This window comes from Mesorhizobium escarrei (assembly GCF_935825525.1).
Classification (GTDB): Bacteria; Pseudomonadota; Alphaproteobacteria; order Rhizobiales; family Rhizobiaceae; genus Mesorhizobium; species Mesorhizobium escarrei.
In genome coordinates, this window is the sequence record NZ_CAKXZT010000179.1 from 1 (window position 1) to 19,169 (window position 19,169).

Annotated in this window: 20 protein-coding genes; 14 read left to right on the top strand and 6 right to left on the bottom strand. The window is 63.3% G+C overall.

Annotation, left to right across the window (positions count from 1 at the left end; translation table 11 throughout):
• Positions 1-636: 636 nt before the first annotated feature.
• Positions 637-1,530 carry a LysR family transcriptional regulator gene (locus tag NMG80_RS35095; RefSeq protein ID WP_254022379.1) on the bottom strand — a complete coding sequence of 298 codons (894 nt, stop codon included), beginning with the start codon at positions 1,528-1,530 and terminating at the stop codon, positions 637-639.
• Between the two features lie 337 nt (positions 1,531-1,867).
• On the opposite strand from NMG80_RS35095, the gene NMG80_RS35100 reads away from it, so the two are divergent.
• From NMG80_RS35100 to NMG80_RS35125, 6 genes are all read left to right on the top strand, one after another.
• Complete coding sequence (locus tag NMG80_RS35100; protein WP_254022380.1) at positions 1,868-2,506, top strand: (2Fe-2S)-binding protein; 639 nt, start codon at positions 1,868-1,870, stop codon at positions 2,504-2,506.
• 3 nt (positions 2,507-2,509) lie between these two features.
• Positions 2,510-3,508: an FAD binding domain-containing protein gene (locus tag NMG80_RS35105; protein ID WP_254022381.1), complete on the top strand. Its 999-nt coding sequence runs from the start codon at positions 2,510-2,512 to the stop codon at positions 3,506-3,508.
• Positions 3,505-5,622, top strand: a complete 2,118-nt coding sequence (locus NMG80_RS35110) for a xanthine dehydrogenase family protein molybdopterin-binding subunit (RefSeq protein WP_254022382.1) — start codon at positions 3,505-3,507, stop codon at positions 5,620-5,622. Before NMG80_RS35105 ends, NMG80_RS35110 begins: the two co-directional genes overlap by 4 nt.
• A 131-nt stretch (positions 5,623-5,753) precedes the next feature.
• The gene (locus NMG80_RS35115) at positions 5,754-6,149 is read left to right on the top strand and encodes a (R)-mandelonitrile lyase (RefSeq protein WP_254022383.1); all 396 of its coding nucleotides are present in this window, start codon (positions 5,754-5,756) and stop codon (positions 6,147-6,149) included.
• Positions 6,150-6,360: 211 nt separating this feature from the next.
• Positions 6,361-7,083, top strand: a complete 723-nt coding sequence (locus NMG80_RS35120; RefSeq protein WP_254022384.1) for an SDR family NAD(P)-dependent oxidoreductase — start codon at positions 6,361-6,363, stop codon at positions 7,081-7,083.
• A complete protein-coding gene (locus NMG80_RS35125) occupies positions 7,080-8,141 on the top strand; it encodes an S-adenosylmethionine:tRNA ribosyltransferase-isomerase (protein WP_254022385.1) in 1,062 nt (353 codons plus the stop codon). The genes NMG80_RS35120 and NMG80_RS35125 overlap by 4 nt, the downstream gene beginning before the upstream one ends.
• A gap of 15 nt (positions 8,142-8,156) precedes the next feature.
• Here NMG80_RS35125 and NMG80_RS35130 read toward each other — a convergent pair whose 3' ends face one another.
• A complete protein-coding gene (locus tag NMG80_RS35130) occupies positions 8,157-9,128 on the bottom strand; it encodes a quinone oxidoreductase family protein (protein WP_254022386.1) in 972 nt (323 codons plus the stop codon).
• A 414-nt stretch (positions 9,129-9,542) separates the two neighbouring features.
• Here NMG80_RS35130 and NMG80_RS35135 point away from each other — a divergent pair, with 414 nt between their 5' ends.
• A complete protein-coding gene (locus NMG80_RS35135; RefSeq protein ID WP_254022387.1) occupies positions 9,543-9,866 on the top strand; it encodes a winged helix-turn-helix transcriptional regulator in 324 nt (107 codons plus the stop codon).
• A 224-nt stretch (positions 9,867-10,090) separates the two neighbouring features.
• The gene (locus NMG80_RS35140; RefSeq protein WP_254022388.1) at positions 10,091-10,363 is read left to right on the top strand and encodes a hypothetical protein; all 273 of its coding nucleotides are present in this window, start codon (positions 10,091-10,093) and stop codon (positions 10,361-10,363) included.
• A gap of 81 nt (positions 10,364-10,444) precedes the next feature.
• On the opposite strand, the gene NMG80_RS35145 is transcribed toward NMG80_RS35140, so the two are convergent.
• The gene (locus NMG80_RS35145) at positions 10,445-10,711 is read right to left on the bottom strand and encodes a hypothetical protein (RefSeq protein WP_254022389.1); all 267 of its coding nucleotides are present in this window, start codon (positions 10,709-10,711) and stop codon (positions 10,445-10,447) included.
• Between the two features lie 118 nt (positions 10,712-10,829).
• Here NMG80_RS35145 and NMG80_RS35150 point away from each other — a divergent pair, with 118 nt between their 5' ends.
• Positions 10,830-12,701 (top strand): tetratricopeptide repeat protein, encoded by a 1,872-nt coding sequence (locus tag NMG80_RS35150; RefSeq protein WP_254022390.1) that lies wholly within the window; start codon positions 10,830-10,832, stop codon positions 12,699-12,701.
• Positions 12,702-12,961: 260 nt separating this feature from the next.
• On the top strand, positions 12,962-13,492 hold the full coding sequence (locus tag NMG80_RS35155) for a dihydrofolate reductase family protein (RefSeq protein ID WP_254022391.1): 531 nt from the start codon (positions 12,962-12,964) through the stop codon (positions 13,490-13,492).
• 279 nt (positions 13,493-13,771) lie between these two features.
• Here the strand turns inward: NMG80_RS35155 and NMG80_RS35160 are convergent, their stop codons facing one another.
• Positions 13,772-14,011 (bottom strand): DUF1127 domain-containing protein, encoded by a 240-nt coding sequence (locus tag NMG80_RS35160; protein WP_254022392.1) that lies wholly within the window; start codon positions 14,009-14,011, stop codon positions 13,772-13,774.
• Between the two features lie 135 nt (positions 14,012-14,146).
• Here NMG80_RS35160 and NMG80_RS35165 point away from each other — a divergent pair, with 135 nt between their 5' ends.
• Positions 14,147-15,664: a winged helix-turn-helix domain-containing tetratricopeptide repeat protein gene (locus NMG80_RS35165; protein WP_254022393.1), complete on the top strand. Its 1,518-nt coding sequence runs from the start codon at positions 14,147-14,149 to the stop codon at positions 15,662-15,664.
• Positions 15,665-15,709: 45 nt separating this feature from the next.
• Here the strand turns inward: NMG80_RS35165 and NMG80_RS35170 are convergent, their stop codons facing one another.
• On the bottom strand, positions 15,710-16,102 hold the full coding sequence (locus NMG80_RS35170; RefSeq protein ID WP_254022394.1) for a GFA family protein: 393 nt from the start codon (positions 16,100-16,102) through the stop codon (positions 15,710-15,712).
• Between the two features lie 236 nt (positions 16,103-16,338).
• Between NMG80_RS35170 and NMG80_RS35175 the strand changes: the two genes are divergently transcribed.
• Together NMG80_RS35175 and NMG80_RS35180 are read left to right on the top strand one after the other, a co-directional pair.
• Complete coding sequence (locus tag NMG80_RS35175; RefSeq protein ID WP_254022395.1) at positions 16,339-16,947, top strand: ArsR/SmtB family transcription factor; 609 nt, start codon at positions 16,339-16,341, stop codon at positions 16,945-16,947.
• On the top strand, positions 16,938-17,735 hold the full coding sequence (locus tag NMG80_RS35180) for an SRPBCC family protein (protein ID WP_301943414.1): 798 nt from the start codon (positions 16,938-16,940) through the stop codon (positions 17,733-17,735). The genes NMG80_RS35175 and NMG80_RS35180 overlap by 10 nt, the downstream gene beginning before the upstream one ends.
• Positions 17,736-17,798: 63 nt before the next feature.
• On the opposite strand, the gene NMG80_RS35185 is transcribed toward NMG80_RS35180, so the two are convergent.
• Positions 17,799-18,773 carry a LysR family transcriptional regulator gene (locus NMG80_RS35185; protein WP_254022396.1) on the bottom strand — a complete coding sequence of 325 codons (975 nt, stop codon included), beginning with the start codon at positions 18,771-18,773 and terminating at the stop codon, positions 17,799-17,801.
• A 102-nt stretch (positions 18,774-18,875) separates the two neighbouring features.
• Here NMG80_RS35185 and NMG80_RS35190 point away from each other — a divergent pair, with 102 nt between their 5' ends.
• Positions 18,876-19,145: an antibiotic biosynthesis monooxygenase family protein gene (locus tag NMG80_RS35190; RefSeq protein ID WP_254022397.1), complete on the top strand. Its 270-nt coding sequence runs from the start codon at positions 18,876-18,878 to the stop codon at positions 19,143-19,145.
• Positions 19,146-19,169: the final 24 nt, after the last annotated feature.

A 19,169-nucleotide genomic window follows, 5' to 3' on the forward strand; every position in this document is an offset into this window, starting at 1 on the left:
CCCTGATCAATCACAACCTCACCGACGCTGCTGACAAACTGCAGACCTCGAAGCCGCGCCCCTCCCGCGAGCGGGTTCGTTCTGTGGACCCAAAGCCGACATTCACATTGTGAGTGAATCACGAGATAGGCACGTGCCCAGCGATCGAGAAGTGTCTGCCGTCAGGTCCCGCTGCCCCCCTGCACCAGGTAGGCGCTCATCGGCTCGGGCTGCTCCAACGGTCCGATACCGGACCCTCCGCCGGTCATGAGCGCGGGGCCGCAGGTCGAAGCGCTCGGGTTGGCGTGCGACAATGTCGGGAAACGAGGGCGGCGCTATAAACAGGAAGTCGCGCGTCATCCACTTTTGCGGTCGATCAGTGATCGCAATACCCTCTTTTTGTGAACCCGCACCGGGGGCCAAATGGCCTGGCAGAAAGGGCCATTTTTCTGGCAGCAACTAAAATCGGCCCATTGGTTGTCAATAGGTTATACCTCAGGGGTCAAATAGCGTGGCGATCCACACGCCAGCCGCCGTGGCCCTCACCGCAGCCGCCGCTGGACTGCTTGAGAGCGAACAAATCTGCTGCCTTGCCGAAGCTGCCACAGCGTTCCGCCACTTCAGCATGACATCGGCTCGTCATCGCACTGCCTGGCCTCAACCCGAAAAGCGGAGCGCATCTACGAGCAGGGCGAAAGCCGGCGACGCTTGACGGCGGCTGGGATAGTAGAGGTGATATCCCGGCCAAGGCGGTGACCACTCATCCAGCACCCGCACAAGGCGACCGCTTTCTAGATGACGCCCCGCGACATCCTCCGGCACATAGGCGAGGCCGAAACCAGCCAGCGCGGCCTCGACAATCTCGAGGGTGCCATTGAGGACAATCTGGCCGTCCACCCGCACCTTCAGTTCGCGACCGTCGCGCTCGAAATCCCAGGCCCAAAGTCCGCCATTGATGGAAAAGCGCTGGTTTATGCAAACGTGGCCGGTCAGCTCCTGCGGCGTCGCTGGCGGCGGCCGCTTGGCGAAATACGACTTGGTCCCGACGACGGCGAAGCGGATGTCCGGTCCGACGCGCACTGCGATCATGTCTTTTGCAACACGCTCTCCCATTCGCACGCCGGCGTCGAACCGTTCGGCAGCAATATCCGTCAGTGCGTTGTCGCGGAAGACCTCTACGGTGACGTCGGGATAGTCCGGCAGGAGCTTCGCCAGCTTCGGCCAGATGACGGCGTTGAACGCGTGATCGCTTGCCGTGAGGCGAATGGTGCCGGCGGGCTTCTCCCGCAATTCGCTCAATGCGTCGACTTCAGCCTCGATCTCCTCAAAGCGCGGGCCGATATTGCGCACCAGCCGCTCGCCGGCCTCCGTAGGTGAAACGCTGCGGGTCGTTCGGGTCAGCAGCCGAATGTCCAGGCGCTCTTCCAGATCGCGGATCGTGTGGCTGAGCGTGGACTGCGAAATTCCGAGCTGCGCAGCGGCGCGCGTGAAGCTGCCCTCCCGCGCAACCACCAGAAAGGCCAGAAGCATGTCGAGTCGTCCACGCTGCATTTATGGCTACCTCCCATAAGTCAGTGCGAATTATACGGAATAATCGAGCAAACTGCACACACTCAATCGATCTGGATTGCCGAGAGCACAGCAAATTTCCCGAACGGCGGTGCGAACACGGCTGAGCGACGACGAGAGGGAAGAACCAGCGGCAGTTCATTCGCGTCGCTGCCATTCATGGCCCCGACCGATAGGTCCTATCGGGGAGCGGGCGCTAATCAAGGGCCCTCAAGCGCCCTAAGCTTTAGCGTCGCACACGCATGCAGCGTGTCTTCGGGCCGGGCCATCCATATCTTGGGCCGCGAATTGGCGGATCATTACGAAAGCGACAATCGACATGTCTGATAGCCAAAGAACTTCGACAGCCAGTTCAGACATAACGCGCCGGGAGCTTATGCAAGCGGCTGCTGTGACTGGCGGTGCTCTTTTAGGAGAACAACTCGTGCGCGGAGCTATATCGCCGGCGGTGGCACAGGCTGCCGGAGCCGCGACGGCGCCGCTCGATGTATCGCTGCGCATAAACGGGACGGAGCACCGGCTTTCGCTCGATCCGCGGACGACGCTGCTCGATGCGCTGCGCGAGCACCTGCATCTGACAGGCTCGAAGAAGGGCTGCGGCCTCGGCCAGTGCGGCGCCTGCACGGTGTTGATGGATGGCATGCGCGTGAAGGCGTGCCTCTCGCTCGCAGCGCTCGCTCAGGGGCGCGAAATCAAAACCATCGAAGGATTGGCGCAGGGCGATGAGCTCCACCCGTTGCAGGCGTCCTTCATCGAGCGTGATGCCTTCCAGTGCGGCTATTGCACGTCGGGGCAGATCATGGCCGGCGTCGCCTGCATCAGCGAAGGCCATGCCGGGTCGCCGCAGGACATCCGCGAATGGATGAGCGGCAATCTCTGCCGCTGCGGCGCCTACGACCATATCGTCGCGGCCATCCAGGACGCGGCTGCTGTGTACAGCTCGACGCAGGAGGGCTGAGCCATGCATCCCTTTGTGCTCGAACGTCCGCGTGATCTCTCCGCCGCACTTAGCTTCGGCGCTCAACCCGGCCGCAATGATGCGCCGGTCGAATACATCGCCGGCGGCACCGACATGGTGCAGCTTCTGCAGGAGTATGTCCGCCGACCGGATCGGCTTGTGAGCCTCGCGGGAGTGCTCGACGACGGCATCGAGATCGGTCCGCAAGGCCTGAGGTTCGGCGCCGCCGCCACGATGGCGGAGGTCGCCGCCCATCAAGGTGTGGTCGAGCAGTTCCCTCTCATATCCCAGGCGCTGCTGAATTCGGCGAGCCCGCAGGTTCGCAACCAGGCGACCATGGGCGGCAATCTGCTCCAGCGGACACGCTGTCCCTATTTTCGCGATGTCGGCTACGAGGCATGCAACAAGCGCGCGCCTGGCTCTGGTTGCGCTGCCTTGGAGGGCGAGAACCGCTGGCACGCAGTGCTCGGCACGAGCGACGACTGTATCGCCGTTCATCCTTCCGACCTCGCGGTTGCCCTGGTGGCGCTCGATGCGTCGGTCGAGCTCCGAGGAACTGGCGGTGATCGTTCCGTGCCGCTCTCCGAACTCCATCGCCTTCCCCGTGATACGCCGCACCTCGAAACCGTCTTGGCGCCAGGCGAAGTGATCACCGCGATCACGGTCCCGGCCAATGCGGCAGGACTGCGATCTCACTACCTAAAGCTACGCGATCGCGCCTCCTTCGAGTTCGCCGTGGTCTCGGCCGCGGTCGCAATCGAGACGGCCGGCGCTCGCATCCGGCAGGCCCGCGTAGCGCTCGGTGGCGTTGGAACGAAACCCTGGCGCCTGCCGAACGTCGAGCAAGCGTTAGCTGACAGAAGCCTTGAGCCCGGTGAGTTGCGCTCGGCAGCGGCCCTTGCGGCCGAAGGTGCGCAAGGTCGCGGCCACAACGACTTCAAGATCGAGCTCATGCAGCGCGCCATCGTGCGTGCGGTCGAAATCGCGGGAGCACACGCATGACTGCCGCCTTGATCGGAAAATCCGTCAGCCGAGTCGATGGCCGCCTGAAAGTTACCGGCGCTGCGACCTATGCCGCCGAGTTCGAGGTGCCGAACCTCGCCCATGCCGCCGTCGTCAGGAGCATTGTCGCGAACGGCCGCATTGCATCCATCGACACGGCGGAGGCCGAACGGGCGCCCGGCGTAATCGCGGTTGTGACACACCGCAACGCGCCCAGGCTCGCCTACCAGCCGCATAAAGGCCTCCCCGACGCCGCCGTTGGCGAGCGCCTGCATGTGCTGCAGGACGACCGGGTGAATCACCAGGGCCAGCCGATCGCATTGGTGCTCGCCGAGACACTTGAACAGGCGGTTTACGCGGCGGAGGTCGTGCGGGTCACCTACCGGAATGAAGCGGCGGCCACCGATGTAGCCGGCGTCGATCCAGTTCTGCCCACCGGGAAACCGGCGGAGTGGGAGATACGGCGAGGCGAACCCGACAGCGCATTCGAACAAGCGGAATTCCGGGTCGACCAGACCTATGTGATCCCGCGCGAGAACCACAACCCGATCGAGATGTTCGCCACCATCGCCGCATGGGAGGGCGACAGCCTGACCTTGTGGGACAAGACACAGTGGGTGCACAACGTTGCGGAGGAGATCGCCGCCGTGTTCGGCATCGCTGCCGAGAACGTGCGTGTCATCTCGCCCTTCGTCGGCGGCGCTTTCGGCTCGGGCCTTCGCTGCTGGCCGCATGTCACGCTGGCGGCACTGGGCGCCCGTGTCGCCGGACGGCCGGTCAAGCTGGTGCTGTCGCGGCGGGAAATGTATTATGGCGTCGGCTACCGTCCTCACACGGTGCAGCGGGTCGCGCTTGGCGCCTCGCGTGACGGCCAGCTCCAGGCCATCCGGCACGAGGGTCACCAGGAGACGTCGACCTACGAGGAGTTCACCGAGGCGCTGCTCAGCGCGACCCGGTTCCTGCACGCCTGCCCGAACGTCCACACGCGCCATCGCATCGCGCCAATGAACGTCCACACGCCGACCTACATGCGCGCGCCCGGTGAGGCGAGCGGCATGTATGCGCTCGAGTCGGCCATGGACGAGTTGGCGGTCGCATTGGACATGGATCCCGTCGAACTGCGCCTGCGCAATGAGCCCGACAAAGACGAGTTCAAAGACCTCCCGTTCTCGAGCCGTTCGACGAGAGAGTGCTACCGGGCCGCCGCCGAGCGGTTCGGGTGGGCACAAAGGACCGCCGCGCCGCGCTCCATGCGCGACGGGCGCTCGCTGATCGGCTGGGGCATGGCGAGCGCCACCTATCCGATGAACTATGCACCCGCCTCGGCCATGGCTCGACTCTTGCCGGACGGCACTGCCGAAGTGATGAGCGCAGCGAGCGACATGGGACCCGGCACATGGACGTCGATGACGCAGGTCGCGGCGGACACGCTGGGCCTGCCGATCGAGCGGGTCAAGTTCACGCTTGGCGACACCAACCTGCCGCGCGCGCCTATTCACGGCGGTTCCATGACCATGGCGAGCGTCGGCAGTGCGGTGCAGGCGGCTTGCCGCAAGGCGCGCGACGAGGCGCTGGGAGGCGCCGGCGCCAATGATCTCGAAGAGGCCATGAAGCTTCTCGGCCAAGCCATCGAGGCGACGGCCGACGTCGCTCCCGGAGATGAGACGAAGCGGTTTTCCATGCACGCTTTCGGCGCCGTGTTCGTGGAGGTTGCCGTCGATCCCGATCTCGGCGAGACGCGCGTGCGGCGCATCGTCGGCGCCTATGGGGCCGGCCGCGTCGTCAACCCGAAGATCGCGCGCAGCCAGTGCATCGGCGGCATGATCGGCGGCATCGGCATGGCCCTCATGGAGCACTCGGCTGTCGACCCCCGCAACGGGCGCGTCACCAATGCCAATCTCGCCGAATACGCCGTGCCTGTGCACGCCGACGCGCCGCCTGTCATGGACGTGATCTTCGTCGACGAGCACGACCCGCACGTGAACCCGCTCGGCGTGAAAGGCCTTGGCGAGATCGCGCTGGTCGGCGTCGCGCCAGCAATCGCCAATGCCATTTTCCACGCTACCGGAAAGCGCGTCCGCGAACTGCCCATCACGCCGGACAAGCTGCTCTGACCGTCGAAAACGAAGGGGCTTAAGACATGATCATCACCCGCAGAGACGTTCTTGCCGCGACAACTGCTTTCGCCGCTGTGGCTGCAGCAGGCCAGGTTGGCGCAGCTTCTGTCCAAGGAAGGAATGAGACAATGAAGATCACCCGAGTTGGATCGCAGCCGTCCGGCCCCGGGCCGGCCGATTACTTCACCGGAACCGTGCGCATCGATCCGCTCTTCCAGGCGCCCGAGCCGGCGCGCGTCGGTGGCGCCAGCGTCACGTTCGAGCCTGGCGCCCGCACCGCCTGGCACACGCACCCACTCGGCCAGACGCTGATCGTCACGGCCGGTCTCGGCTGGGTCCAGCGCGAAGGCGCGCCAATCGAAGAAATCCGGCCAGGTGACGTCGTCTGGATTCCGCCTGGTGTGAAGCATTGGCACGGCGCGTCAGCGACCACGGCGATGACGCATCTCGCTATCCAGGAATCGCTTGATGGCAAGCCGGTCGAATGGCTGGAGAAAGTCAGCGACGAACAATACCGCAGCTGAACGTTAGCGACACCCAGCGTTTTCGCGCATGGCAGGGTCTCGCTGCTCCGAATTCACCCGATGAGGCATTCCGACCCGGCACCGATCGCGGCTGCGCCTGCGCCCGTGCGGGCGTGAATATGGTCGGCATCGATCCGCGCAATGAATGCTTGACCTCAAGTTAACTTGAGCTTGTAGCATTGGCTTGCACAGATCGAAGGGAGCATCGGCAATGCTGACGAATATAGATTTTCACGGGCTTCGCGTAGCGGTCACGGGTGGCACGTCCGGCCTCGGACTGGCGCTTGTGCGGCAGCTCGCCGCGCAGGGTGCGAGCGTCGCCTTCGTCGCACGCACCGCCGCAAACGTCGAACGCATCGCTGACGAGACCGGCGCACACGGCATTGTCGGCGACCTCGGCAAAAAGCACGACATCTACCCGATCGCGTTGCAGGTCACCGCCAGCCTCGGCGGGCTCGACGTTCTGATCAACAATGCATCGAGCCTCGGGCCGGTGCCGCTTGCGCTGCTCGCCGACACCGAGTGCGAGGATTTGGAAAAGGCGCTTGCGGTCAATCTCGTCGGTGCGTTTCGGCTGACCAAAGCGCTGTTCGGTGCGCTTGCAACGTCGGCACGCGAGGGCGGTGGCGCGCTGGTGATCAACATCTCCAGCGACGCGGCGGTGAACGCCTATCCCGGCTGGGGCGCATATGGTGCGAGCAAGGCCGCTCTTGCCCATCTGACGGCGATCTGGGACGAGGAGGCGAAAGACGATGGCATAAGGTTCCTGGCGCTCGACCCCGGCGATATGGACACCCCGCTGCACGCGCTGGCGCTTCCTGACGCCGATCCGGCCACCTTGAAGCAACCCGATCTGGCAGCTGCCGAGATCATCGAAAAGGTGCTTGACGCGTTGCCGGCTGGCGCAACACTTCGCGCCGGGGCACGTGGATGATTGCCGCCGACCGTCCGGATCGGCGCTCCGCCAGGCTGTTGGTCGTGATGGCGGACGGCGCGATGACCGACCTGCCGCGCGCTGAACTCGCGAAGCTATTCGATCCCGGCGACCTGGTCGTCGCCAATGACGCCGCGACCATGCCTGCCAGCTTGCACGGCAGGCATGTCCCCAGCGGTGAAGCGATCGAGATCCGCCTGGCGGGCTGGCTGTCACTTGCCGATCCAGCGCGTTTCGTGGCGATTGCGTTCGGTGCGGGCGATCACCGCACGCGCACCGAAGATCGGCTGCTTCCGCCTCCACTGTCGCCAGGCAATCGCCTCCGGCTCGGCCCCCTTGAATCCGTTGTAGAGCGCCTTCTCGGCCATCCCCGCCTTCTCGAGCTGTGCTTCCCAGGCAACCGCGCAGCTGTGCTTGCAGGACTGGCGCAGCACGGCCGGCCGATCCAATACGCGCATGTTCCCGAGCCGTTGGCACTTTGGGATGTTTGGACGAAGATTGCCGCCCGGCCGGTCGCGTTCGAGGCGCCATCGGCAGGCTTTGCGCTCGACTGGCGCACACTTCAAAGCTGGCGGCGGCACGACGTCGGCTTCGCCACACTCACGCATGCCACGGGCATTTCCTCCACCGGGGATCGCGCGCTCGACTCGCGCCTTCCCTTCGACGAGCCATACCGCATCCCCGAGCACACCGCGGCGCAGCTCGCGCGGGCGAAGCTGCGCGGCAGCCGCATCATCGCGGTTGGCACGAGCGTAGTGCGCGCGCTTGAGGCGGCCGCCAATCCCGATGGCAGCGTGCGTGCAGGAAATGGCATTGCGACGGGCCGCGTCGCGCGGGGCACGCCGCTTCGCGTGGTCGATGCGATTCTCACAGGCGTCCACCAGCCGGGCGAAAGCCATTTCGAGCTCCTGCGCGCCTTTGCCGAAGATGCTCTGCTCGCCAAGGCCTCCGCAGCCTTCGCCGCGCACCGATACCGCACGCATGAATTCGGCGATTCCATACTGCTCAATCGGCAACCGCTGGATCGATCCGCCGTCGCAACGCCTGGTGATGTCTGAGGATCCGTCACTTGCTCAGCTCACCCGCAAAGCGAGCCTGCCGACGTAGTGGGTGGCAAGCGCTCGGTGCGCATCAACAACTTGGTCGAACGGGAATGTACGGGCGACATGGACGTCGAACGGGCCAGAGTCAATCAGGCGGTTAAGCTTGTCGGTCGCGTCCTGGCTGCGGGCACCGTTGTAGCGAATGAGCTCCACGCCGGGCCGGACAGTTGGATCGGGCATCACGCCGTGCGGGCAGGCGACCCGGCCGCCGTCGCGCACTGACGTCAGCGCGCGGTCGGCCGCCTCACCGCCTACGGTGACAAGGGCAGCGTCGAGGCCGCCGGCGGCGAATTCACGAGCGGCTGCCACCACGTCGTCCTTGCGCCCGTTGACGACGGCGTCGGCGCCCAGCCGCTGCGATAGCGCCACGCCGTCATCGCCCGAAGCCACCGCCAATACGCGGGCGCCCAATCGTTTTGCGAGTTGGATGGCCATGTGCCCGATACCGCCGCTGGCGCCGAAGATCATTATTGTATCGCCCTGGTTTAGGCCGATCTCTTCCAGGCCGCTGAGCGCGGTCAACGCATCCCAGCCCATGACGCCCGCTTGCTCGATCGTGAGCTTGGCGGGGATGAGCGACACGTTGTCCGCATCCGTTACTGCGTACGTGGCGTAGGTTCCACCCTTGGGAAGTGGCATGGATGCGGCGTACACCCGGTCGCCTTCCCTAAAGCGGCTAACTTGGCCGCCAACGGCGACGACTGCGCCCGCGCAGTCCCAGCCAAGCACATAGGGGAATGTCGACGGCATTCCGAAAGCCCCGTCGTAGTGACCCTCACGCTCGAGCGCGTCCCACGAGGCCACACCCGCCACTTCGACCCGGATTAGGACATCGCTCGGCCCGACCTCGGGCACTGGCACGGCTCGCACAGTAACCAGCTCGGCTCCACCGAACCGGTCGATGGCGGCGGCCAGCATTGTATCCGGTTTTGCATTCGTCATTGCTTTTTCTCCTAGGAATACTGTTGGTCATGAAACGGCCACCGCTTCTAGCGGTCGTGAATCGAGCCTCGCCGACATGATTTCTTGTTTCGCGCCGGCGAAGCAGGAGTTCGCTTTTCGTAGGCGTTCCATGATTGGTTGATGATGAAGGCTTGGATCGCCTCCTGTCTCTTTTGCTGCTCTGTCCCGGACGGTCGTGCGATATCCCGCTCCAAGCAGCGCGCGGGCGAGCGCCGATCCCATACGTCCAGTCTCCAGGGCACCGATTGTAGGCATCATCCCGACACCCCATTTTTTGATTGGCGCAATGCTCGGCTCGCTTGTCGTCCGGTCCGAGGGAGAGCTATGATTTGGGAAGCGCGACACCAATACGCACGCAGGCGTAAGTGGTTACCTGCCGGTAAGGAGGGCAAGGTGAACAAACCCACCGAGAATGGTTTTGCAACTGCGATAAAGATGGTCTCCGGCAAGTGGAAGCTGGACATCATCTGCGAACTCGGCGCGACACCACGCAGGTTCGGCCGGCTGCGGCAGTCAATTCCGGCGGTCAGCGAAAAGATGCTGACGCAGCAGCTGCGAGAACTTGAGGCAGACGGGCTCGTGAACCGAAAAGTACATCCGGGTTCTCCGGCGAAGGTCGTCTATTCGTTGACGGAAAGCGGATCGACGCTCTGTGCCAAGGCAGAGGGCTTATGCCGCTGGGGTGAACAGTTCCGTTGCTCGGGTCAGCCGGAATGATCGCGCGCTCAGGGGCAGTTTATCGAGCGCAAGGCGGACCTTCCGAGCGGTGATCTCGAAAAGGCGCGGCAACAATATACGAGTTGCCGGTTTTATCCTGTCGGGCGCGCCAAGCCACACTTTGGGCTAGACTGCAGTGCACGCTCCACATGCCCAGCCGCTGCTTGTGAGTTCACCTCGACCTGGCCTTGAGTTGCGCTATCTAGCCAAAAATGGAGGCAGCCATGCGTATGAAGTTCCTACTGGTGACATCAGCGACGATGATGGTGACAGTCGTTGCCCACGCCGACAGTCAATCCTCGAACACAAGCTCGAATAGCTCGTCGAACAATGGCGTTGTGCGTGAGCGGATTGTCGAGACCTACTGCGAAGACGACTATTGTGAGACCTACGTCAAACGCAGGGTTTACCAGGAGGGCCGATCCTCCCTTCGTTACCAGGACTATGATGGCCGCCGCTATCGCGACCGCTACATGGATGATGATGACGACGACTAATGCATGTCGCGCAAAGTGTGCAGCGGTTTTGCGATAACGACATGCAAAAACAACAACCTAAAGCGCGTCGCATGAGGCCGGTCAAACGCGACGCGCTTTAGGAAAAAAGCCGCCCCGCTGAACGCACTCGAAGGCCTGTTTTGGGATCGGATCGGCGGCCCCTCGCACCGTTCCGAGATGGTTTTGGCGCACAAGGACGACGATGACGGTATCGGGGCGCAGCGCGTGGTCGGGCAGACAGGCAAGACCCAGGCCGTTTAATGCGGCGTCGCCGTCCGCCAGTGCGGCGACTGACGGCTCTGGACGAAGCAGATGATGGCTGACGAAGGCCAGACCGGTATAGGCCACAATCGTCACGCATTTGTGAGCTGTGTTGATAAGCCTATGTGGGATTATGGGTCTAATTTTGGACCATGCGTCGCCTTAAGTATAGTCTGTGCATGCCCGCCGCTCAGGAATAATGCTGATGGAACGCAAGCTCGCGGCAATCATGGCCGCCGATATCGTCGGCTACAGCCTGCTGATGGCTGAAAACGAGGCGTCCACCTACGCGAAGCTGCGCGCTGTTTTTGATGAGCTCATTGACCCGACCTGCGCCCAGCATGGCGGGCGCATCGTTAAGACGGCGGGAGACGGCTTTCTCGCCATGTTTCCCAGCGTCAACGAAGCGGTTGATGCGGCGCTGGCCATACAGGAAGGCTTCGACAAGGGCCCGTTCGAGCTGCGCATCGGCATCAATCTTGGCGATGTCATCGAAGATGACGGCGACGTATACGGCGACGGCGTCAATGTGGCCGCCCGTCTTGAGGCCATGTGCGATCCGGGGCAGATATTCGTCAGCGGCGCCGTGGTGATGGCGGCCGACCGCAAGAGCGCGGACAGGTTCATCCGCATCGGCCGCAGGCGGGCCAAAAACATTCCCGAACTTCTAAACGTCTACCGCGTAAGGCGCGCGGGCTCTCCGTGGTCGTCATGGCGGCAGGTGCCGCAGGTGCTGCGCAGCACCGCCGCCCGCTGGTCTTATGGCGCGGCCGCCATAGCCCTCATCCTCATCGGCACCCAAATCCAGCCGCTCCCCCTGGCAGCCATGATCAGCCGCATCCCGGCGGCCTTGTCGATGGACCAGAGCCGCGCCGACCCCCGGCCGTCAGTGGCGGTCATGCCTTTTGCCGCGATGAGCGGCAGCGGCGAGCAATCGTATTTCGCGGACGGACTGACCGAGGATGTGACGATAGCCCTTGCCCGCAATTCAGAGCTGCAGGTAATCGCGCGCGATTCCACCTACGCCGTGCGTGGGCAGGATACGGACGTGCGCAAGCTCGGGGCGAAGCTCGGCGTTGATTATGTGGTTGAAGGCAGCGCCCGCCGTGAAGGCGACCAGCTTCGGGTGTCGGCGCAGCTGATCGATGTAAAGACAGGCGCGCATCTGTGGTCGCGCAGTTTTGACCGGCAGGTCGCCGACGTGTTCAGCGTCCAGAGCGAGCTGACCACTGAAATCGTCGCGCAGATCGCGCCCTATATCGGCAGGAGCGAGGCGGCGGCGGCAGCGGAGCGCCCGACCGACAATCTGCAGGCCTATGACCTCGTGCTGCAGGCCCGCAACCGCTACCGGCACGGCGCCAATGACCCGCAGGACATTCTGGAAGCGCGGGGCCTCTACCAGCGCGCCCTGGAAATGGATCCGTCCTATGCGGCCGCCCGCGCAGGCCTCGCGCTGACCTTTATCGCCAGCGTGGCGCAGAGCGGTGACGGCCGGGCAAACGCGCCGGAGCTCCATCTTGGGCTTAGCGAAGCCCGGCAGGCAGTCCGTCTCGATCCCAATCTTGCTCTTGGCTATCAGGTCATCAGCTTCGGGCTTGCCGTGCAGGGCGACTATTCAGGCGGCTTGCAGGCCGCACGGCGCGCTGTGGAGCTCAACCCTAACGATCCCGACAGCATGATGGCGCTTGCAAAGGCGCAGGTTCGCTTCGGGGAATATGATGATGCCGTCGCCAACGCAGAGCGGGCCCGCCGCCTTCATCCTATGGCGCCAGAGTACTATGCCTATGTGCACGGGCAGGCGCTCTACGCGGCTGACCGCCGCGATGAGGCTTCCGCCGTCATAGAGGAATGCCTGATCCGGGCGCCGCGCGATGCAAACTGCCTTCTCATTCAGGCCGCTTTGCAGGCCGGGGGCGGAGAGGTTGAGGCAGCCCAGCAGACGATGGCAAAGCTGGTCGAGGCGCATCCGGCATTCTCGCTGGAAGCAGAGCGCGCCTACCGCCGGTTCGGTGACAGGCCGCTGATGGAAGAGTTCCTGCAGGACCTCGCACAGGCCAAGGCGCCTGAAACCACCTGAAAGTTTTTACAGGGCGACTTCAATCACATAGCGCTGCCCAGTTGGCCAGTTTCATCTCGTCTGGCGCGCCAATTTGCCATTCCCACGACAAGAACCTTAACTGGATCAAAGAAGCAGCAATCCGGAAAATCGTAGTGCAGAAGGAGGTCCGGCATGATTTCTCGCTTCTGTCGATCGGCCATCAGTCGATCTAGCTTACAACCGATTGTATGACGCAATCAGAGCCGCGCGGATGTGCCGCGTGAGGAAAGGAGGTGGGTATGGCTAAGCTCGTATTCGGAATGAACCAGTCCCTGGACGGCTACGTCGACCATATGGCGTTTGCGCCAAGCCCCACGCTCTTCCGCCACTTCATCGAGGAGGCTCAGGGGCAGGCGGGCAGTGTGTACGGTCGCCAAATGTATGAGGTCATGCGTTACTGGGACGACGATCATCCTGAATGGGATGCAGAGCGACACGCCTTCGCGGCGTCGTGGCGGAACCAGCCGAAATGGGTCGTCTCACGCTCGTTGACGTCGGTTGGCCCCAACGCCAGGCTTGTTGAGGATGATCTCGAGGGCGCGATCCGCAAGCTGAAGGCCGAGCGCGACGGGGAGATCGAAGTTGCTGGCCCGGACTTGGCGCAAAGCCTCACCGAACTTGGCCTGATCGATGAGTATCGAATCTACCTGCACCCCGTCGTGCTCGGTCACGGCAAGCCATATTTCGCCGGACCCCGGCCGCCGCTCCGCCTTATGGCTAATGACCGGATTGGCGAGGATGTGGTCAGGTTGACCTACGTCCCTGCTTAATCTCGCGACTCGCCGGATGGAATCGTCGCTGAAGTCACGTTTGGGCCAAAAGCGACGGGAATTGCTTGAGTGTCCAGCCGCGACCGGCGCGAGCGAGCTGGCCGAGATTAGCCCGGACGGCCAACCTCTCAAGCGCCGCGTCGAGTCGGCCAGCGCATTGGCGCCTATTTTAGGCTTTTGACCTGAGCCTGACTCATTTCGTAGTGCGATTCGCAAATCTGTCGCAACCTCAAGGACGTGGATGACGGTATCGGCTTCGCGCCCTTGAGCCGACGAGGATTATCGCCGCCAGAAGGGCTTGGCGATCTCTGCCTCGACCTGCCGTCTCGTCAGACCGATATCGTCGATCAAATGTGGATTGTCCTTCGACATCTGCTCAAGTTCCCAGCGAAAGCGTTTTCGCTCGTCCCAGGCCGCGATAATGCTTCGCAGGGTCGTCAGGTGCCGACGCGACGCTTCCGCCGGCTCCACGGACGTTGCCCCTGCCTGATGCGGGGCCGATGCAAGAGTATCGTTCATAGTAACCTCCATCGGTTTGAAGGTCCGGGGACCCTCGACCTGAAAGAGGCTGAATTCTGCAGGATACGAACGGCGTCGTAATTAAGCTCTCCCAAATAGTTCTCAAAACTTCCAAACGGGCTATAGATACGCCGCATGCAGGGATCGCGCTTTGCCTTTGGTCCGTTCGTGCTTGATTCCGGTGCGGGAACGCTGCTTCGCAACGATGTCCCCGTTGCCGTTGGCTACCGCGGGATAAAGCTGCTTGCGGCGCTCGTTGGACGAGCCGGCGAAATCCTCGAGAAGGCCGAGTTGATGGACGCGGCGTGGCCAGGCACGGCCGTCGAGGAAGGCAACCTCACCGTGCAGATCGCGCTGCTGCGAAAGCTGCTTGGCCCGGCTGCCGATGCCGGTAATGGGGGCGGCGAATGGATCGCCACGGTTCCGCGCGTCGGCTACCGCTTCACGAGGGCCGTCAAACAGCTCGGCGCGAAGCAAAAACCTTTACCGCTGCCCGGCAAGCCATCGATAGCGGTGCTGCCCTTCGTCAATGTCAGCAACGATCCCGAGCAGGAATCCTTCGCGGATGGGTTGACCGAAGACCTGATCACCGACCTGTCCAGGATCTCCGGCCTGTTCGTCATCGCACGCAACTCGGCCTTTGCCTATAAAGGAAAGGCGATGGACGTCCGCGATATCGCGCAGGACCTCGGGGTGCGCTACCTGCTGGAGGGGAGCGCACGGCGCGCTGCGGGGCGCGTGCGCATCAATGCCCAGCTGGTCGACACAGTGAGTGGCGACCATCTATGGGCGGAACGCTTCGATCGCAGCCTGGAGGACATCTTTGCCGTTCAGGACGAGGTCACCGGCAAGATCGTGGAGGCGTTGCTCGGCAGGCTGCGCGCGCCGCCGCCGCGCAATCGGCCCAAAAGTCTCGAGGCTTACGATCTCTGCGTGCGGGCGCGCAAGCTGATGGATGACACGCCGCAGACGGCGCGCGAAGCGCATCTGATGCTCACCCGCGCGGTTTCGCTCGATCCGGAATATGCCGAGGCCTATCGCTGGCTTGCCATGAACCACTGGATGGGATGGGTGCATTCCGGCGGACCTACCGAAACGGCCCGTAGCGTTGCGTTGGAGCTGGCGCGCAAAGCCGTGGCGATTGATCCGAACGATGCCGGCTGCCGCTGGGTTTTGGCTTACCTGCTTGCCTATAAGCGCAGCTTCGCCGAGGCGGATGCGGAATTCGCCAAGGCGATCGAGCTCGATCCGAACGAGGCCGATGCCTGGGCGGCATTATCCGACATAGCGGTCCTGGCCGGTCGGGTCGAGGACGGCCTTGAGCACATTCGCAAGGCGTTCCGGCTGAACCCGTTTCCGGCAAGCTGGTACTATCTGACGCTTGGCCAGGCGCAATATGCGGCCGGCGAATACCAAGCCGCTATCGAGACACTGCGCAGGGACGAGACTTATCGAACAAGCTCACGCCGTTTCCTGGCGGCAAGCCTTGCCCAATTGGGCCGGGTCGACGAGGCGCGCGCAGAGGTCGAGCTGTTCCTCGTCGGCAACCCGCACTTCACCACCCGCCACTGGGCCGCGACGGAACCATTCCGCGACGCTGCGACGCTCGAGCATTTCGTCGACGGCTTCCGCAAGGCCGGTCTTCCGGAGTGACGTGCCGGCGTGACCTCGCAAACGCCTTCGCACCGTTGGTGCGATCTACCCCTCAAAGCGACTCGTGGCGTCACGATCGCGCTCGTACCGTCTCGTGAGCGGAAACGGCGGCAACCAGGACTCGCGACGGATGATCCAGCTTTCGTAGGTTGGCATCAGTTGGTCAGGGGCGTCCAGGGATCCCAGGTTCACTTCGAGCTCGTCTGCGGTGCGTCCGAAAATTGTCGAGCCGCAACGGGGACAGAAAAACCGCCCGGCGTAGTCGCGCGTCTCGCCTTCGATCGTCACCGCATCCTGGGGGAACACCGCCGAAGCGTGAAAAAGCGCCCCATGATGCTTGCGGCAGTCGAGACAATGACAGATGCCGACCCGGTATGGGAGCCCCGACGCCACAATCCGGACGTTGCCGCACAGGCAACCGCCAGTGAATCGGTCCATGCTGCGCCTCCTCCAAAATCAAGCGGTCGGAATGGCTACAACGAACGGCACCGTCATTGCAATTGCCCCGCTGCGGGCGGGGGCGCGTCGTCTTCGGTAGGGGGCGACAGATAGGTCGCTTGCTGCAGCCGCATGCCATTTGGAAAGTTCGGCCTGTGGGACGAAGGGTCCTTTCGCTCTTGACAATTACGCTCGTCAACCGCATTGACAGGAAAGATTGTCAATGCGGGGGCTGCATGCTCGATATCGAAGTCATAGATCGGCCGAGCGCGGCCGCCGCCGCGTTGGAGCCCGTTCGGAGTCAACTCCTCTCAGAGCTGCGCGAGCCGGCCTCGGCCGCTACCCTCGCCACACGCCTGGGCCTCAAGCGGCAGAAGATCAATTACCACCTGCATGCTCTGGAGGAGCACGGGCTTGTCCAGGTTGCAGACACGCGCAAGTGGGGTGGCCTGACGGAGCGGCTCATGGTGGCGAGCGCCACAAGCTATGTCGTCTCGACGAGCGCGCTGGGTCCGGTCGGCGCCGATCCGAACCGCACCCCGGACCGCCTGTCGGCAAGCTACCTCATCGCGCTCGGCGCCCGGCTGGTGCGGGAGATCGGAACTCTCCAGCGCGCCGCCACGGATGCCGGCAAGCGCCTGGCGACCTTGGCGATCGACACCGAAATCCGCTTCCGCTCGGCCGCCGACCGCGCCTCGTTCACGCGTGAATTGACTGAGGCCATCACCACGCTGGCGGCACGCTATCACGACGAAACCGCGCCGCAGGGACGGTCCCACCGCCTTGTCGTGACGGCGCATCCGTCACCAGCCAATCCGCAAGGAAAGGACGTTCAATGCCAGTAAGAAAAGATCCGGCCGGCAATCGCTCGGTTGAGGCCGAAATGGATGTCCCCGGTACACCGGAGGACGTCTGGAACGCGATCGCAACGGGACCTGGAATATCTCAATGGTTCGTACCGAGCGAACTCGAAGGCCGCATCGGAGGAACAGCCGTTTCGCATTTCGCTGCCGATGGAAGCATGGATGCGGTCGCCACCATTACAGCTTGGGAGCCGCCCAGGCGGTTTGTCGCAGAAGCACCCGGTGAGCCGGGAACGGTGGCGACGGAATGGACCGTCGAGGCAAAGTCCGGCGGGCTTTGCACCGTTCGCGTGGTCCATCGCTGGTTCGCGACTTCCGATGATTGGGATGATCAGTTCGAGGCCCACAGCTACGGGTGGATCTCGTTCTTCCGCCTGCTTCGCCTTTATCTCACGCATTTTCCCGGGCAGCACGGCTCGGCTTTTCAGCTCTTGGTGCCGTCTTCCGAACCTTTAGCTGATGCGTGGCGAAAACTGGTTGTACCCTTGGGCCTGGCGAATGCGACTGAACAACAGCGCGTGGTTTCGGACGCGCAGGCATTCGAGGGCGTCGTCGAACGAACAGGGCCGCAAGACCATCCCGAGGTGGTGGTCCGGCTGGACCAGCCAGCGCTGGGCTTCGCGCATCTCTTCGCCTTGCCGATGGGCGGGATGACATACCTATCCGTGCGGTTTTTCCTTTTTGGGGACGATGCAGCGAGCATTGCAAAACGGGAGGAGCCAAAGTGGCGAACCTGGCTTGAAAAGCATTTCCCAACTCCCGGGGAGTAGCGCTCCAGCGGAAACGCAATTTGTCAATTTCATCCACGCTGGGCGCCGACTAAGCTTTCCGAGCTATGATTGCCGTGTTCGTGCGGGCGGGCCGCTGTGGTGCTTCTGCGCAGTCTGCTCCACTCCTGCAAGCAGATCGAAGAGCCATGCCACACCCGCATCCATCATCGCGACCTTGGGAGCGACGGCGTTGAGCCGGAAGCCGGGCAACGGCAACGGGGCATCGAGGCTCAGGACGCCGAAACGCGCCGCATGCATGGCAACGAACCGCCGCGGCAGGGCCGAGATGAGGTCGGTCTCGGCGATCACCGCCAGCGCGAACATGAAGTTCGGAACCGTCAACGCAATCCGTCGCGCCCGGCCTTGCTTGGCCAGTTCTTCATCCACGAAGCCGTAAGGATCGCCACTGTGCGAGACGACCAGATGCTGCATGTCGCAGTATCGCTCCAGGATCGGATCACGCGCGAACGGATGTCCAAGGCGCATGGCAATTACAAAGTCTTCTTCGTAGATGCAGCGCCTTTCGAAGCGAGGCGGGATGTCATCGGACGGAATGATCGCGATGTCGATGGCGTGCGTCTCGAGATCGACAATCGCGCTTTGCCAGACGCGGGCCGGAGAGGGCAAGATCTGACGCACCCCGAGGTCGATGCGTGGCGCAATCCGGCTTAGTTCGGCGAGGAGGGGGCGCAGGATCACGGCTGAGACACCGTCCGGGGCGCCAATTGCGAACCGGCGCACGGCCGTGGCGGGGTCGAAGGGTGCGGCAGTCGCCATGACGCTGCGCACGCGCGCCAGAACGTCGGCGATCGGCGCGGCCAGTTCCGTTGCACGCGCCGTCGGCACCACGCCCTTGGGCGTTCTGAGGAACAGCGGATCGTTGAGGAGCCGGCGCAACCGGCCGAGCCCGTGACTGACGGCCGATGGCGTCAGATTAAGCCGGTCCGCCGCCCGGCCCACGTGGCCCTCTCCGAGCACGGCCTCGAAGAGGACGAGGAGATTGAGATCGGTGCGCGAAAGATCAATTTCGTTCAGCATATTCCTGAAATCATATCATTGGCTTCATCAAGATCAACATGCAATTTTACCGGCTGAGCACTGTATCGCTCGCACGAACGGGGCCTTGGGCGAGAAACAGCCATGTCGGTGATGATGATTTCTGAGGTCGGCGGACAGTCGCCGCAGGGGTATGAGGGCATGCTCGCCCTCGTCGGTGATGCTTTGAGGCAGGCGCCGGGCTTCATCATGCACGTGTCGCACCCGGTGGCGGCCGGCTGGCGGATCGTCGAGGTGTGGAATTCCCGGGAAGACGCGACGCGCTTCTTCGCTGCTCATATCGCGCCGAATCTGCCGGATGGCATCCGGCCGAAGCTGTCCTTCCAGCCGCTGCAAAGTCTGTTGAAGCCCTGACGGAAATGCCGGCCGGTTGGAGGA

Coding starts and splice junctions, on each gene's coding strand:
- NMG80_RS35120 (WP_254022384.1), top strand. CDS start 6,361: ATGCTGACGAATATAGATTTTCACGGGCTTCGCGTAGCGGTCACGGGT.
- NMG80_RS35190 (WP_254022397.1), top strand. CDS start 18,876: ATGTCGGTGATGATGATTTCTGAGGTCGGCGGACAGTCGCCGCAGGGG.
- NMG80_RS35185 (WP_254022396.1), bottom strand. CDS start 18,773: ATGCTGAACGAAATTGATCTTTCGCGCACCGATCTCAATCTCCTCGTC.
- NMG80_RS35140 (WP_254022388.1), top strand. CDS start 10,091: ATGCGTATGAAGTTCCTACTGGTGACATCAGCGACGATGATGGTGACA.
- NMG80_RS35110 (WP_254022382.1), top strand. CDS start 3,505: ATGACTGCCGCCTTGATCGGAAAATCCGTCAGCCGAGTCGATGGCCGC.
- NMG80_RS35150 (WP_254022390.1), top strand. CDS start 10,830: ATGGAACGCAAGCTCGCGGCAATCATGGCCGCCGATATCGTCGGCTAC.
- NMG80_RS35105 (WP_254022381.1), top strand. CDS start 2,510: ATGCATCCCTTTGTGCTCGAACGTCCGCGTGATCTCTCCGCCGCACTT.
- NMG80_RS35130 (WP_254022386.1), bottom strand. CDS start 9,128: ATGACGAATGCAAAACCGGATACAATGCTGGCCGCCGCCATCGACCGG.
- NMG80_RS35160 (WP_254022392.1), bottom strand. CDS start 14,011: ATGAACGATACTCTTGCATCGGCCCCGCATCAGGCAGGGGCAACGTCC.
- NMG80_RS35095 (WP_254022379.1), bottom strand. CDS start 1,530: ATGCAGCGTGGACGACTCGACATGCTTCTGGCCTTTCTGGTGGTTGCG.
- NMG80_RS35165 (WP_254022393.1), top strand. CDS start 14,147: ATGCAGGGATCGCGCTTTGCCTTTGGTCCGTTCGTGCTTGATTCCGGT.
- NMG80_RS35115 (WP_254022383.1), top strand. CDS start 5,754: ATGAAGATCACCCGAGTTGGATCGCAGCCGTCCGGCCCCGGGCCGGCC.
- NMG80_RS35170 (WP_254022394.1), bottom strand. CDS start 16,102: ATGGACCGATTCACTGGCGGTTGCCTGTGCGGCAACGTCCGGATTGTG.
- NMG80_RS35180 (WP_301943414.1), top strand. CDS start 16,938: ATGCCAGTAAGAAAAGATCCGGCCGGCAATCGCTCGGTTGAGGCCGAA.
- NMG80_RS35175 (WP_254022395.1), top strand. CDS start 16,339: ATGCTCGATATCGAAGTCATAGATCGGCCGAGCGCGGCCGCCGCCGCG.
- NMG80_RS35155 (WP_254022391.1), top strand. CDS start 12,962: ATGGCTAAGCTCGTATTCGGAATGAACCAGTCCCTGGACGGCTACGTC.
- NMG80_RS35100 (WP_254022380.1), top strand. CDS start 1,868: ATGTCTGATAGCCAAAGAACTTCGACAGCCAGTTCAGACATAACGCGC.
- NMG80_RS35125 (WP_254022385.1), top strand. CDS start 7,080: ATGATTGCCGCCGACCGTCCGGATCGGCGCTCCGCCAGGCTGTTGGTC.